General features: G+C 36.1%; 13 protein-coding genes. 5 read left to right on the forward strand and 8 right to left on the reverse strand.

All coding sequences use genetic code 11. From position 1 onward, the window contains the following. Window positions 1–113 precede the first annotated feature (113 nt). Window positions 114–1,067, reverse strand: coding sequence for a c-type cytochrome (locus EPA86_RS14545; RefSeq protein ID WP_140604867.1), 954 nt, complete (start codon window positions 1,065–1,067; stop codon window positions 114–116). Window positions 1,068–1,320: 253 nt separating this feature from the next. Here EPA86_RS14545 and yihA point away from each other — a divergent pair, with 253 nt between their 5' ends. Beyond that, on the forward strand, window positions 1,321–1,965 hold the full coding sequence (gene yihA / locus EPA86_RS14550; protein ID WP_140604869.1) for a ribosome biogenesis GTP-binding protein YihA/YsxC: 645 nt from the start codon (window positions 1,321–1,323) through the stop codon (window positions 1,963–1,965). Window positions 1,966–2,496: 531 nt separating this feature from the next. Here the strand turns inward: yihA and EPA86_RS14555 are convergent. Then, window positions 2,497–3,504: an alpha/beta hydrolase gene (locus EPA86_RS14555; RefSeq protein ID WP_170309670.1), complete on the reverse strand. Its 1,008-nt coding sequence runs from the start codon at window positions 3,502–3,504 to the stop codon at window positions 2,497–2,499. Window positions 3,505–3,620: 116 nt separating this feature from the next. Between EPA86_RS14555 and EPA86_RS14560 the strand changes: the two genes are divergently transcribed. Next, window positions 3,621–5,558, forward strand: coding sequence for a winged helix-turn-helix domain-containing protein (locus tag EPA86_RS14560; RefSeq protein ID WP_140604873.1), 1,938 nt, complete (start codon window positions 3,621–3,623; stop codon window positions 5,556–5,558). Window positions 5,559–5,760: 202 nt separating this feature from the next. Here EPA86_RS14560 and EPA86_RS14565 read toward each other — a convergent pair whose 3' ends face one another. The 4 genes from EPA86_RS14565 to EPA86_RS14580 all read right to left on the reverse strand — a co-directional run bounded on the left by EPA86_RS14565 (window position 5,761) and on the right by EPA86_RS14580 (window position 9,718). Continuing rightward, a complete protein-coding gene (locus EPA86_RS14565; protein ID WP_140604875.1) occupies window positions 5,761–6,654 on the reverse strand; it encodes a DMT family transporter in 894 nt (297 codons plus the stop codon). A gap of 101 nt (window positions 6,655–6,755) precedes the next feature. Beyond that, window positions 6,756–7,463 (reverse strand): AraC family transcriptional regulator, encoded by a 708-nt coding sequence (locus EPA86_RS14570; protein ID WP_140604877.1) that lies wholly within the window; start codon window positions 7,461–7,463, stop codon window positions 6,756–6,758. Between the two features lie 142 nt (window positions 7,464–7,605). After that, window positions 7,606–8,196 (reverse strand): DUF3667 domain-containing protein, encoded by a 591-nt coding sequence (locus EPA86_RS14575; protein ID WP_246058411.1) that lies wholly within the window; start codon window positions 8,194–8,196, stop codon window positions 7,606–7,608. 541 nt (window positions 8,197–8,737) lie between these two features. After that, window positions 8,738–9,718, reverse strand: coding sequence for a zinc-dependent alcohol dehydrogenase family protein (locus EPA86_RS14580; RefSeq protein ID WP_140604881.1), 981 nt, complete (start codon window positions 9,716–9,718; stop codon window positions 8,738–8,740). A 138-nt stretch (window positions 9,719–9,856) separates the two neighbouring features. Here EPA86_RS14580 and EPA86_RS14585 point away from each other — a divergent pair, with 138 nt between their 5' ends. After that, window positions 9,857–10,756, forward strand: coding sequence for a LysR family transcriptional regulator (locus tag EPA86_RS14585; protein WP_140604883.1), 900 nt, complete (start codon window positions 9,857–9,859; stop codon window positions 10,754–10,756). A 107-nt stretch (window positions 10,757–10,863) separates the two neighbouring features. Here EPA86_RS14585 and EPA86_RS14590 read toward each other — a convergent pair whose 3' ends face one another. After that, complete coding sequence (locus tag EPA86_RS14590; protein ID WP_140604885.1) at window positions 10,864–11,757, reverse strand: LysR family transcriptional regulator; 894 nt, start codon at window positions 11,755–11,757, stop codon at window positions 10,864–10,866. 143 nt (window positions 11,758–11,900) lie between these two features. Between EPA86_RS14590 and EPA86_RS14595 the strand changes: the two genes are divergently transcribed. Together EPA86_RS14595 and EPA86_RS14600 are read left to right on the forward strand one after the other, a co-directional pair. After that, a complete protein-coding gene (locus tag EPA86_RS14595) occupies window positions 11,901–12,173 on the forward strand; it encodes a hypothetical protein (RefSeq protein ID WP_140604887.1) in 273 nt (90 codons plus the stop codon). 229 nt (window positions 12,174–12,402) lie between these two features. Further along, window positions 12,403–12,837: a hypothetical protein gene (locus EPA86_RS14600; RefSeq protein WP_140604889.1), complete on the forward strand. Its 435-nt coding sequence runs from the start codon at window positions 12,403–12,405 to the stop codon at window positions 12,835–12,837. Between the two features lie 115 nt (window positions 12,838–12,952). On the opposite strand, the gene EPA86_RS14605 is transcribed toward EPA86_RS14600, so the two are convergent. Beyond that, on the reverse strand, window positions 12,953–14,143 hold the full coding sequence (locus EPA86_RS14605; protein WP_140604891.1) for a helix-turn-helix domain-containing protein: 1,191 nt from the start codon (window positions 14,141–14,143) through the stop codon (window positions 12,953–12,955). Between the last annotated feature and the right edge of the window lie 74 nt (window positions 14,144–14,217).

The raw sequence follows: 14,217 nt of genomic DNA on the forward strand, positions 1-14,217 counted from the left end.
TTAGCACAATAGGCAATTTGTATTAATACTGTAAGAAAAGACCCCGTTGGGCGAAAAAAGAGTAAAAAAAAGCAGCGATGAACGCTGCTTTTAATATTTGCTGTCAGTTGAACTTATTTAAGACCTGACATGTATTGAGCTAATGCATCAATTTGTGCATCAGATAACTTGATAGCGATATTTCGCATAATTTTGCTGTTATCGTTAGCACGGCTACCGTCACGGAAGCTTGTTAATTGTTTTTTCAAGTAGTCTTTACTTTGAGCTGCAACAGCAGGGAAAGCTGCTTGTTGCATGCCTTTACCTTTTACACCATGACAAGCAATACAAGCTGTAATGCCTTTAGCAGAATCACCACCGAAGTATAACTTATGGCCTTCAGCATTAGTTTCGCCTGAACCTGCTTTAGCTGCTTGTACAGCAAAGTATGCGCCTAAATCTCTCATGTCTTCTTCAGTTAAAGCGGCAACCATACCAGCCATTACTGGGTCAACACGTAAACCTGATTTGAAATCAGCTAATTGTTTAGTAATGTAGCTTGCGCTTTGACCAGCAATGCTAGGGTACATTGGAACAGCACTGTTACCGTCAACACCGTGACAAGCAACACACATACCTGATTTTGATTGACCTGCTTTAATGTCACCATTATAAATTGCTGCAGCTGGAGAAGAGGTTACTACTTCAGCAGTGCCTGTTGACGCGGTTGCTGTTGGAGCATCAGACGATGCTGCCGCTGCTGCAGGTGCTTCTTCGGCTGTCATTGGTAATGATGCATAATAAGCAGCTAAATCCGCCATATCTTGCTCAGATAAGTTAGCTGCCATAGGCGCCATCATCATATCTGTACGAGCACCTGATTTAAAATCATTCAATTGCTTAATAATATAAGCATCTTTTTGACCAGCGATATTTGGGTAAATGCCCATAGCACTGATACCTGCTGCACCATGACAGGCGCCACAAGCCGCTGCTTTCGTTTTACCTGCGGCGGCATCGCCTTGTGCTGCTTGAGCAGCATTCATTAGACCGAATGCTAAAATAAGCGAAAAGATAATTTTTTTCATTGAGTTGCTCTCTGCTTGTCAATAATTACATAGCGTGTGGACAATAATATCGCTATCTAATTAAAAAATGATAAAAAAGTAGTTCAAACCTGACGGCATTTTACACTAATCTGGTCAATGTGTAACAGTAGCAGTAAAAAAATCTGTCAAAAAAGACATAATTATTTCAATAAAAGCTGTTGTTAAAGAAAAATTAAGAAAAATGCCTTAAAAAAGTTATAATACGTTTTTTACTTTTATTCGAGAAAGCCCTTTGTCTTCTTCAGCGATTCATTTAAGCAAAGCTACATTTACCATTAGTGCCCCAGACATTCGTCGTTTGCCTGAAGACTCAGGTATAGAAGTGGCTTTTGCCGGTCGCTCAAATGCTGGAAAATCAAGTGCGCTTAATACCCTTACTAACCAAAAAAGTTTAGCGAGAACGAGTAAAACGCCAGGGCGTACACAATTAATTAATGTGTTTGAAATCGCTGAAAATAAACGTTTGGTTGATTTACCAGGTTACGGCTTTGCTAAAGTGCCGTTAGAAATGAAGAAAAAATGGCAAAAAGCATTAGGCGAATATTTGGAAAAACGAGAGAGTTTAAAAGGTTTGGTAGTGTTAATGGACATAAGACATCCGTTAAAAGACCTTGATCTAGACTTAATTGAATGGGCGGCTGAGAGTGATTTACCTGTATTATGTTTATTAACAAAAGCAGATAAGCTGTCGCAAGGTAAACGCAGCGCTGAAGTTTTAAAAATCAAGAAAACATTAGCGCAATTAAATGCCGATATTAAGGTACAAGCTTTTTCATCGCTAAAGCGTACTGGAGCAGAGCAAGCGAATAATGTTATTTGTAATTGGTTTGCCGCGGAAGATGAAAGTGAACAAGAAGTAGAGCAAGCTCAAGAATAAAGCCTTCAAATGACTCGTTAATATTTGTTTTCTTCAAACAAATTAGTCAAAAGCATTTCAAATAAATGACCCCAATACATAAGTTCACTTGTTAATATTGTAATATTTTCAAGTGAATGGCTTTTCTTTCAGGCATAAAAAAGCCGATAACATTATCTTATAAAAGAAGGATATCGGCGTATTAGCTATGGGGGAAGCTAGAATATAAAAAATTATTACAATAAGTGTTCGCTTAAGAACAAGGCAATTATAGAGTAAGAACTCTATAGATGTAAAGTTATTTTAAAGTAGTTACTCTATTTTTGTTGATCTGAATCAAGTTGCAGTATTTGATGCATGTGTGGAGGTGACATAAATAATGAGAATGGTGTCAAAAAATAAGAGTTTGATGATTGCGCATGCCTCAGTTAGTAGCAGAATTAAGTTCATCACTGCCTTTTGTAATACTTATAATGAACGTTAACGAGGCACACTAAATAAATCAAACTCTTCTCTGACAAAAAAGGTTAAAAGAAAAACCTAGGCAAGTGTTTATATTTCAATATTCTTTGCTGCTTTATCGTACCCCTCTTGAACCAAATAATCTTTTATTTCTTTAAGCGACTTATCACCATCAGAGTATCTTTCAGTTAAAAGTTGACTGAATTTTTTAATTTCTCTTATATTATTTTCAATTGCAAAATAGGCTATTAGTCTCACTATATCATCTTTGTTTGGAAGCACTTCAAAGCCATATTCTTGTTTTAAGGAAGCATAGTGTTCCATCAGCTTTTCAAAGCCTGCAATTTTGGTGTTATAGCTAGGCTGCCAATTTGAAAACCTTAATTGTAAGGCATCAACTAAAGCAACTATTTTACTACTTTGGTGACTATAGTTACCGTACTTTTTGGGGCTAACCGTTAAACCTTTTTGAAGATTAAGCGTTGAAACTATCTCATTAAAGGGCGTTTCCATGTGTTCACCTTCATCAGCAACAGATATAAACAGATCCCCTTTTAAATCAGAGGAGTTATCAGCTAATTTTGTTAAATAGCCATCTTCTAATGAAGGGCTAAATACAAAGTAATCTTGAAATAATTTATTTTTTGTTAAAAACTGCTCCATAGCAAAGCGACCAGAATTTGAATGCCCAACTAGAATATTGTAACTAGCTATACGGTAATGTTTATCCACATATGGTATTAGCTCATCTTGTAAAAAAGCTCTAAATGTACTTCCTTTCTCTTTATTTTTTTCTGTAATCGGTTGTAGTTGCTTACCTTTACCGTGAATACCTATCACAATGAACTCAGGCACTTCTCCTGACATAACGTCTAGAATAGAAGTAACTAATGGCATGTCCCATTGACCATGTAACACATAAATGACTGGATAATACCTATTGGGCGAAGAGAGATAGCTTTTAGGCAAGCTTATATCAAATGCTTGTTTTTTATTATAGATTGTTGATTCAAGGAACAGCGACTGTATTTTCGCATGGGTAGTTAAAGGTAATAATAAAGTAAGTAAAAAAATAAAAAGATAAATATGCTTTTTCATTAAATTTTCCATGTTATAAAAAGTAAGGCCGATATTTATTCGGTTCATTAATATTAGCAAGGCAATAAGCCTTTAGTTTTCCTTTAGAAAACCTTAATCATTGATAAATAATAAAAATGTCTACTAGTAAAATTGTAAAATATGCCCAATTCAGTTTTGATTTTTCAAAGTGTGAAGTTCATATAGGCTCATCTATAACTGAATTAGAACCTAAAGTAATGAAAGTATTATCTGTTTTGTATGAATGCCAAGGTGAAGTAATTAGCCAAAAAGAGATATTTGAAAAAGTATGGCAAGGAAGAGTTTACAGTCAAAGTTTGATACAAAGGGCAATAACGTTAATTCGCAAGGCGTTAAACGAAGATGCCTCAAGTGCTAAATTTTTAATCACCTACCCTAAACAAGGTTACTGCTTAACGCCACAGAACGTTTCCTCTAGGATAAGCCCGCCAACCGCTTCAAATATTTTTAAAGTTTTATTGGTTTTGGTGGTGGCAACAGCATTTATGTTATTTTATCAGTTTGTATCATACGAAAGTTCTTTTCAGACTTATACTTCACTATCATCAATAACAAAGCAGCACTCAAATGATTATTCTATAAGTCAAAACTCTTCATCAGGCGAATTATTATTTATTAGGAAGGAAGCTGAAAACTATGAGTTATGGAAAAAATCACCTGACAAAGAACAAAAAATATATACCAGTAAACACAAAATATTGCATACCTTCTGGATAGGAAATTCACCTGCTTTTACTCAATACAATGAGCAAAATTCAATTTCATTTATGCAATTAATTGGGCAAGATAAAGGTCAAATTATATTTGAAAAGAACACCGAACTTACTTCTGCTCCTATTGCTAATGAATCAACAATATATTTTGCATCTAAAAATACTATTTACGAGTTCAACACTAAAACTAATACAAAGCGAATACTTCATATTTTTACTGACATAAAAACGATAAAGGACATTTCATTTTCTAAAGTAGTTAATAAAATAGCAATTCTTCTTGATAAAGGGCAGTTAAACCATCAAGTCGTAACTCTTCACCTTGACAACTTATCACTCAAAAAATTGTATAATAATTATGGAGAGTACAACTCCATAGAATGGCACCCTCAAGATCCAAGTTTGTTACTAACTAAATCTAACAAGTTAATTCTGCTCAATTTCGATGGTTCAACAAGTGACATCAATTATGCCACTGACAGAAAGTTAAGTTCAGCTATATTCGCACTCGATGGAAGAACCATTTATCTAGAGCATAATTATTTAAATGTATCTCTTGTTAAAAGTGAAGATATTGAGGGAGATGTTTTTCTATCAGATATAAGTTATTCAGGAGCAAACCTTTTTCCGAAGAATAATTTCAAAAATTCAAAGCTATTGTTTCAATCTGATCATAATGGTCTTCAAACGCTTTATTTAAAAGAAGATAAAAATGACGTTGTAATATCTCAAGCTAGAAAGGGTGAGAACATTAATGGTTACGCTTGGTCACATGACGGTCAGAAAATAGCCTTTGCAATTAATAATGAAATAACCATAAAAGATGAGAAAGGAGAAAGTAAAAAGATAACACTTGAAAACTCCTTGTATATAAGAGGATGGTTTCGCAATGAACCCAAATTATTAGTGAATCAACTTATTGGCGGTAAGCCTTATCCTGCAGTTTTAAACATCAAGGATCACACCATTGAAAATTTAAGTGACTCCACTGCTAGCTGTGCAGTATTAGAAAGCAACAACAACCTTTATTTTGTGCAAAATGATCAAGTATTAATTAAACAAACCCCTGATGGAAAAAGAAAAGTCATTCACAATTTAATTAATGATGAATACGATGACCTTTTCGTTAGTAAAAAATTTCTATATGCCAGCGTGAAAAGTAAAAATACTCATTACGTTCAAAAGTTTGATTTAAGAAATTTTGTTCTTTCACAACATGAACTGCCGAACAAAGCAATACTTGCAGGAGTTAACAAAGATGATAACTTGTGGTCATACAGAAATATTCAATATGAATCTAGTCTGTATAAGTTATTTTAAACCGCATGATAATTATAATAATCAAGAGGCCGCTTTAGGGTATTTTCTCATTAAGTTTGACACGAAAGATCAGAAATAACTTCACTTGCCTGTCTATAGAGCTTATCAGCCCTGAACAACCATTCTTGAAACTTTCGAAGATCCACAGATGTGTGAATGAAGGTGTTATAAATAATGAGTATGGTGTTAAACATGTGGCTAATCATAGTTGTTCTTGAGGTTTGATGGTTTGCATCAATAGACATAATGAGACGAAAGCCACACCTATCCAACCAATGACTTTAAATCGTTCACCAATAATAAAAACAGCTAATAAAGTTGCAACCAATGGTTCTATTAGAGTTAATAGTGTCGCTTTACTTGCATTTATATAAATCAAGCCAAAACTAAATAGTAGGTACCCTAAAAACATTGGAATTATTGCCATATACAAAGATACCAACGCATTAGTAGAACTTGAAAATAAGTTATCACCTGTAAACCATAATGAAGGGAGTAAAAATAGTGCAGCACAACCGAACAAGCCAGACATGGACGATTTTGAATGAACGCCACTTTCAATTAAACGCTTTGCTGCCCATGAATAACCAGCATAAGTTAACCCAGCAATACAACCCAGAAGAATTCCCAAACTTTGTTGATTAATACTGCTAGCAGTATTATTACTCTGTTCTCTGCCTAAAGTTAACAGAGCAATACCTATCGCACCAACGACAAAGCTTAAAATCCATTGAAGTGATATGTTTTTTTTACTAATTAGATGTTCAAGGATTGCTTCAAAAAAAGGAGCAGTAGCTATAGAGACTACAGTACCGATGGCAACTCCAGATAGGCGCATTGAGGTGTAAAATGCTAAAGGATAAATCGCGACAGACGCAGCACCTAATATTAATAGCTTAGGCTGTGCGAGTATTATCATATAATCTACAAGTAACTTTCTTCGAGCTGTGATGACAAGTAAGATTCCGCCTATCCCCATAGAAAATGCACCAATTGCCAAAGAGCTTACATTAGGTGAGTAGTTTGCTGCGGTTCCTGTTGTTCCCCACAAAATACTCGCAATAATAATAGCAATAACGCCCTTATAATTTTCCATAATGAAACCTATAAATGATAACTTCAATACAGAAATAGTATGCTAATTATGAAAGGCGTTTTTAACAATTAAGACGCAATCGTTAACAATTCAGACTACGTTTACTTTTTGAATTTAGTCGGTGATAGACCAAAATATTGTGAAAACTTTCGGCTAAAGGCTGAGGGTTCCTTATAACCTACTTTTTCACCAATAATTGGTAACGGATAATCTGTGTGCGTTAGTAAAGCTTGAGCTTTTTCCATCCGAATTTTTGTTACGTACTTCATCACAGTCATACCTGTTTGTTGTTTAAATAGTTTCTTAAACTGGGTATCACTTAGAAAGGCTGACTCAGCTAAATGTTTAATTTGGAGCTGCTGTGCAATATTTTGCTCTATGAAGGATATTGCTGTACCAATACGATTATCTATTTTTGGTAATAAAGGTTGCACTGCAAGCAGTAAACTAAACATTTCAAACATAGCTTGTTCTAGTTGAGCATTAACTTGGTTTTCTAGTTGGCTTTCGATAAAAGTTAAGTAATTTCTAAGAGATGCGTTAATTGCAAAAACAATACAGTGTGAAGATGAAATATTTAGGGGTAGGTTTTCCATATCTACAACTACAAATCTAGCTTCAGTATCAGCAGTGAACAAGTGCTCTTCATTGGCTTTAACAACAACACATTCACTCGGTGCAACTTTACCATTAAAATTACCAACACATATATTGATCACACCGCGTAAAGGTAAAACCAATTGATTAAAGTCATGTGAGTGACGTGCTGGTTTTGTACTATAGGAACGAATGGATAATAGGTTTTTCATAATAATAGGAAATATATGGCCTTACTTGTAAGGAGTGTTTCACTTTTAATAGCATTTATTTTAGGTTACTGAATGTCAATGACAGCGCTATTAAAAACTTGTTCCTCATGAATGATATAAGCGGAACGAGAAGTACACTAAATTAAAAGAAGTTTTTCATTAGCACATCAAATACCAATCCTAAGATAGACATATATACCATATAGATTACAGAAGCTTTTACTATAGTTTTCAACCAGCTATCTTGATATACGGTTTTGAAAGCCTTAAATATATACCAGACTAAATATAAGGTAAGGGGGAGTTGAAGTAATAGAAATATCTGATGTTCTTGCTCCAAAGCCTCTAAAGGTGCAATAAACATTAATATTATATATACAATGCTATGTAAGTGCATAGAGAACACTAAATTACCTATATAGAAACTCTGTCGAAAAAAAAGCTGAACAATAAGAGCAAAAATGGGAAACAGCAGAAACATCGCTTTTGAGTAATAACTAATCATCGAATCAGTTAATGGGCGCTCGGGAGCGTAAACTTGATATATACTAGAAAAAATAATAAAAAACAGGATGCTAATCGCGAGATATAAGCGTAATGGTGGTGTGTATTTTACTCGCTTACCTTGATTAAACTCATGTGTAAGTTGCCCTGGTTTTTTTACCATGGTAATTAGAGTAAGCGATAGCCTGCCGTCAATATCTAACAACTCATGCAGGAATTCTTTGCTCACAGATCCAAAAGGCCTATTTAAGCTTGTTGAATTTTGTCCACAGTGGATGCAATAGTGACCACCTTTAATTAGTTTTGAATGACAATTTTTACAATTCATGTGCCTATCTTAAGTCTGAAATGTGATGCTTTGCAATACGTTATTTAGCTTGACTCACGTTATAAATTCGTCAGCTTTGGTACTTGTTTGGCTATTTATAATGCTTGAGTTAAGAGTACTGTAAGCTAAAAGCTGCCATTCAATTAGCCCGATTCGTGCGAAAAACGGACTGACTAGGATAGTTACTATAGTAGGTCGGCTATTTCTCTATACGTATTAATGGCTAAAACTCTTTATTTGGACATCTACTTGGTGTTATCCCTAGTTGAGCTTATAAACATCGAACCAAATGAGGCTGAACACTCTTTTAGTTGGCTTATCTTACCAATAGGCGCCTTAAAAATTAGTGACGATCTAAGTTGCAACAGAAATTTGAACAGAAGAGTAATATTGAGTGCTTAAGTAATCAAATACATAAATCACTCAATACTATCTGGGGTTATTACCTCATTGTTAATGCAATTTTTCCTACAGCTTTACCTGAGTGATAGTAATCATGAGCTTTAGCAACTTCCCAAATAGAAAAATCACTCTTATCAATAAGGGGTTTAATAACGCCATTATCTACTAATTTTGCTATGTTAGTTAGTATCTGTCCATGAGATGGGCGGTTAATGCCATGTACTAAAGGAAGCAGCATTAACACACCATGAAAACTCAAGCTTTTTAGGGCAACTTGTAAGGTATCTGTAACAGGTAGGGTAGTCGCTACATCACCATTAAAGCGAACCGCTTCAAAGCTAAGCTGAATATTATCACCTGCAATTGTGTCGAACACAGCGTCGAAGCCGATGCCACCCGTTAACTCTTGCACATAGTCGGCAACTGTTTGCTCTTCAATATTGATGATCTTGTCTGCGCCTATAGTGCTTGCTATTTCAATATTGCGAGGTGTTGCCGTGGCGAATACGCTTGCACCAAAGTGTTTGGCAAGCTGAATTGCAACATGACCAACTCCGCCTGTTGCACCATGAATAAGCACCTTGTTACCAGATTTTATTTTAACCTTGTCGTGCAGTGCTTCCCAGGCTGTAATGGATACGAGCGGCAAAGCAGCAGCTTCTTTCATTGATAATGTTTTGGGCTTTTTCGCCATTAAACTGGCATCAACTAACATGTACTCTGTAAGGGCGCCATTCATACCTGCAATACCGCCAGCACAGCCATATACTTCGTCGCCAACATTGAAATCACTCACTTCATCGCCAACTTCGCTTACGATGCCTGCTACATCACCATGTAATATTTCTGGGAGGTTTTCAGACCAAGGTGTTTCAGTTGAACGAAGCATAGTATCAAGTGGATTAACACTTGTTGCCTTTACTGCAATAACCATGTGACCTGCTTTAACAACTGGAGTTGTTACTTCTTCTTGATGAAAGACACTACTATCACCAAGCTCTTTAATTACCATCGCTTTCATTTTACTTCCTCTTAACTTTACGAGAGCACAGTTTAATGATTGCCACTTGAGCAATCCATGCATTAACAGGCAATTTACTTTTGCTCTTTAAGCAAAAGTAAATTATGGTTAATTGATCGTAGATAATAAGAGAACAAAATGAGCACTATTAATCGGTTAACCTATTTTAATTGTGTTGTAGAAAAGGGGAGTATTTCAGAAGCAAGCAAACACTTGGATGTACAGCCTTCTTCGATTTCTAGGCAACTAGTTGCGCTAGAGGAAGAGCTAGGCGTTCGATTGCTCAATAGAACGACAAGAAATGTAGGCTTAACGGAGGCTGGTCATAAGTATTATGAGTATTCACAAAGAGTTGTTGCGGAGCTTGAAGAAGCAAAGCGAGCCATAAATGAACTGCAAGGTAACCCGACAGGTACCTTAAGGCTCAGTATGACAGTAGGGTTTGGTGAATGTGTGATACTCCCACTTATTCCATTATTTAGAGAGCAATATCCAAATATTGATGTTGAGCTTGAACTCACGGAACGAGTTGTCGATTTGATAGATGAAAACATTGATATTGCCATTAGGAGTGGGCGACTATCTGATTCTACATTGATTTCTAAGCACTTAATGCCTAATAACTTTGTCGTTTGTGCAAGCCCTAGTTATTTAGCAAAGTATGGTGAACCATTAACCCCAAATGAGTTGGACAGGCATAGTTGCATCAAGTACAGCTATAGAGGTTGGCGAGAGTGGTTTATCATAAATGAGACGCCCTCGAAGCTATCAATTGGTAAGGGGCTATCAATCAATTCTGTAAACGGGCAAAAGCAACTATTATTGAGTCATGCCGGACTTGCTCTTATTCCATTATGGGCGGTTAAAGAAGAGCTGAATGATGGCACCTTAGTTCAGGTACTCCCTCAATACGTATTAAGCCCTTATGAAACATTAAGTTCAACATATGCCATCTATTTGAAACGTGAATTAACAGCGCCTAAAACGAGAGTTTTTTTAGACTTCATAGCTTCTCATTTTCAAAATTCAAACGGCTAGCTGTGTCGATAAAACTTGGCATCACTTGAACTGAAATGCAGTGTTAATTTGTTTGCGCTTGCCAGCTAAATTCTCAACCTATTAAAGGCTGCTACGATTAAAAACATCTAATTAAAATCAATATTCTTTTTGATAAAGTCTAAAAAGACCCTTACTTTTGGCGCGACCAGCTCTCTGTTTAAGTATATAGCGTAAGTAGAGCTTAGGCTTTCGTAGGGGCTAATAACATGTTGATTAAGTAGTTTTACTAGACTGCCATTGGCAAGCTCTTCTTTAACCGCCCAAATAGGTAGTAAAGCGAGCCCAGCATGATGGAGGGCCAATTGTTTTTGACCATTTATCGAACGGATGGTTAGTTCACTTTTTATATTCAGTTTGTTTGGCTTCTCCTTCATTAGATACCAATCACGCCAACCAGCATATTCGTAGCTAATACAATTAAAATTATTTAAATCGTGCAGTGATTTTGGCATGCCGTTTTCCCTCAAGAATTGAGGGCTAGCACATAAGGTAAAGTTGTTGTCCGTTAATTTAAGCGCAATTAAGTTAGAGTCTCGTAATTGACCTGTTCGAATTGCAATATCAACATTCTCTTCGACTAGATCAACAACACGGCCTGTCATTTCCAGCTCTAACTTAATTTCGGGGTATTGCTTAGAAAATGCAGGGATAAGCGGCAAAATACAGAACTCACCAAAGCCAACAGTCATGCTGATTTTTAAGATTCCTTTAGGCTTTTGTTGGAGGTCATTTACTATACGTGCAGCTTCATCAAACTCAGCGGTTATTCGCCTTGAATATTGATAGTACGTTTTTCCTGCTTCCGTTAGCCCCAATTTTCGGCTTGTTCTGTTGATCAAGCGTACGCCTAACTCTTTTTCCAAAGCAGTTAACTGTCTTGATACTGATGACGGCTGAACATCAAGTAAACGGCTTGTCTGTGAAATGCTTCCTGTTTCAACAACTCGATTGAAATAATGAAGTCTAGTTAAAGTAGCCATAGATAGTGCCTTACTCATTTGAACTAGAGCAAACTTTAGTTTATCTTTGCGATAAAGGCAAAGTAGGTTTGCTATGGCGTATGTTGATAGCTTATTTCGCAACAAGATATAATGCTCATCAATAAGAGTTGTAGGTGAAATATATGAGTAGAAAGCCTGACTGTACAAGCGCTATGCGAAACCTTATAAAAGAGGTTCGCGATGATTTTCCGTTCAACGTACCTGATGCAAATATATGCGGCATATCATGTGTTGGTTGCCCTAAAAAGCTACTCGAAATTGTCGATACTGAGCTTTGCGAATGGGAAGTAAAGCTTGACGAAAACATTACACCAAAACTTGGTGAAATATCTCGACTTGGTAAATTGTGCAAAAATGTCAGGCGAGGATTGAAGCGTAATGGGTTGGTAAGGTAAAGAGAGCTACCAATGACATATATTTTTGAGTTACTTCATTTTTAAGCGACAGATTCTAGCACTTTAGCGAACTTCGGCTTTGAGCTGTGAGTTCACATACAATCAGTTTATTTATCTTATTATCTGATTTATTATGAATTTTATTTTTAAAAAGCAAAATCTTGTTTACTTAAATTTCTACCTTGCAAGATCTCGCTAATAAGTTGTTATAAAGACAAAGGACGGTTCAATGAAAATTCTAAGCATATTAGCTCTATTTATTACATTTCAAGTGTCTGCATATAGCCAAGATGGGGTTGTTGTGCATATTCTTCCTGATAAATTAGTTCTATCTAAAAGTTGTGTAGCAAGAGCAGACGTGCAGTCTAAAGAGTTTTCTATTATCTATGCTTGCAAAGACTCACAAAATGTAATGTATTTTTATAATTTTCGATTGAACAATGTTGATTTGGTTGCTGATTTTAAGCAAAACTCTACTGATGTTGTGGTCAATGAAAGCCAATTTAAGTCTTATACTCTTTATGAGCTAACAGCTAAAAACTCAGACAATAAGCCAATAAAATTTGTTTCTTATTGCACGAAAGACTTATGTCTCGATTTGGTTAGTGATGATGAATTTGAAAAATCAATCCAAGACTCTATAACATCTCAACTCCGAGGTTAGTATTTATAATAAGGTAATCAAGTTGACGATACTATTATCCGCTCTTGGTACTAAGCCGTCCTTTGAGGCGATTTTTTGTTGTTGATGTATCTCGGTAGTTGTGTTTTTGCGACTATTAGTCTTCGAACGTTTTTGTTTGAGCATGATGTGACTTGCGAAACTCACTAGGTGTTTTACCTGTTTCCTTTTTGAATACTTTATAAAAGGACGATCTCGCGTTAAATCCCACTTCAAGAGCAATGTGCAGTACCGTTTCTTTATTAGCGATTATTTTGGGTTTAGCTGTTTTTATTCGCCATTTATTTACAAAATCGAAAAAGTTTGTCTCCATTGTTTCGTTTAATGTTTGGGAAATATAATTGGGGGGAATTGCAACATGCTGAGCAAGTTTATGTAAAGACAAGCTTGGGTCTAAATGCAAATTTTCGAGCTCCATTGCAGCGTTAATTTTGTCTGCAATACGTAACGCTTGCTCTTTACTAAGAGCACTGCGCTGATACTTTTTGTTTTTTTCTGAATCTAAGATTTCAGGTGGAGATATTTCAGGCTTATCATCTGTATATCGTCCTTCGAAGCCAGGCTTTTGTCGTAGACCCCAATAAGCCATGGTCCACACCAAAATTAACAATAGTGTTGTTCCTGCTCTGTAGCCAAACAGTGAGTTGTCTTGTACTAATGTTGACATTAAGCTGGCAAAGAAAAGGAGCCAAGAGCCTGCGATTATGGTAAGTACCCATCCTAACCAGCCTAGTTCACGCTGTTCATTACTTGCAAATAGGTTCTTAAGTTGCTTTCTGTATTTAGATAAGCGGATAATTATACGGATAACATAGTAACCAGACTGTACGGCCCAAAGTAGCATTGTTAGAAATATGCATACAACCACGACAAGTGGAAATCCGGCATCAATATTCGCACCATCATTAAAGATACTCTGGTGCACTTCCTTCGGCAAACCCATGATTAACCCGCTAACAATTAGCCCCAAGATAAAAGGAATGAATTGAACAGCGTGTTTAGGTTGCATGTGCCAATATCTGGCTGATGTTAGTCCTTCGACGTATAGCCATAATGCAGGCCCAAGCAGGAGACAAGCTGGAAATATTGCCGCGATATAAAGGGTACTCCATGCTGGCATTAATAAAAATACAGCAGGCCCAGATGCGATGATACCATTGGCGAAAAAGAAAACAGCCAGAGGGAAATAAGTGTGGGTATTAAATGCGCGCGATAGAAGCTGAGGAAGACAAAAGCCAATTTGCCCAAGTGTTATCATGGAAATTGCAAGTACTACAAGATCTTCCAAAATTGCTTTTCCTCAATTCTTTATTCGTGTGATAAGGCAAGATAATTGTACTGTTTCTGATGTGATTAAAACAC

Source organism: Litorilituus lipolyticus (assembly GCF_006439335.1).
GTDB lineage: Bacteria > Pseudomonadota > Gammaproteobacteria > Enterobacterales > Alteromonadaceae > Colwellia > Colwellia lipolytica.

Excerpts from the sequence above, each read along its gene's own strand:
- EPA86_RS14560 (WP_140604873.1), top strand. The coding sequence starts at position 3,621 with ATGTCTACTAGTAAAATTGTAAAATATGCCCAATTCAGTTTTGATTTT.
- EPA86_RS14555 (WP_170309670.1), bottom strand. The coding sequence starts at position 3,504 with ATGAAAAAGCATATTTATCTTTTTATTTTTTTACTTACTTTATTATTA.
- EPA86_RS14590 (WP_140604885.1), bottom strand. The coding sequence starts at position 11,757 with ATGGCTACTTTAACTAGACTTCATTATTTCAATCGAGTTGTTGAAACA.
- EPA86_RS14585 (WP_140604883.1), top strand. The coding sequence starts at position 9,857 with ATGAGCACTATTAATCGGTTAACCTATTTTAATTGTGTTGTAGAAAAG.
- EPA86_RS14595 (WP_140604887.1), top strand. The coding sequence starts at position 11,901 with ATGAGTAGAAAGCCTGACTGTACAAGCGCTATGCGAAACCTTATAAAA.
- EPA86_RS14565 (WP_140604875.1), bottom strand. The coding sequence starts at position 6,654 with ATGGAAAATTATAAGGGCGTTATTGCTATTATTATTGCGAGTATTTTG.
- EPA86_RS14580 (WP_140604881.1), bottom strand. The coding sequence starts at position 9,718 with ATGAAAGCGATGGTAATTAAAGAGCTTGGTGATAGTAGTGTCTTTCAT.
- EPA86_RS14545 (WP_140604867.1), bottom strand. The coding sequence starts at position 1,067 with ATGAAAAAAATTATCTTTTCGCTTATTTTAGCATTCGGTCTAATGAAT.
- EPA86_RS14570 (WP_140604877.1), bottom strand. The coding sequence starts at position 7,463 with ATGAAAAACCTATTATCCATTCGTTCCTATAGTACAAAACCAGCACGT.
- EPA86_RS14600 (WP_140604889.1), top strand. The coding sequence starts at position 12,403 with ATGAAAATTCTAAGCATATTAGCTCTATTTATTACATTTCAAGTGTCT.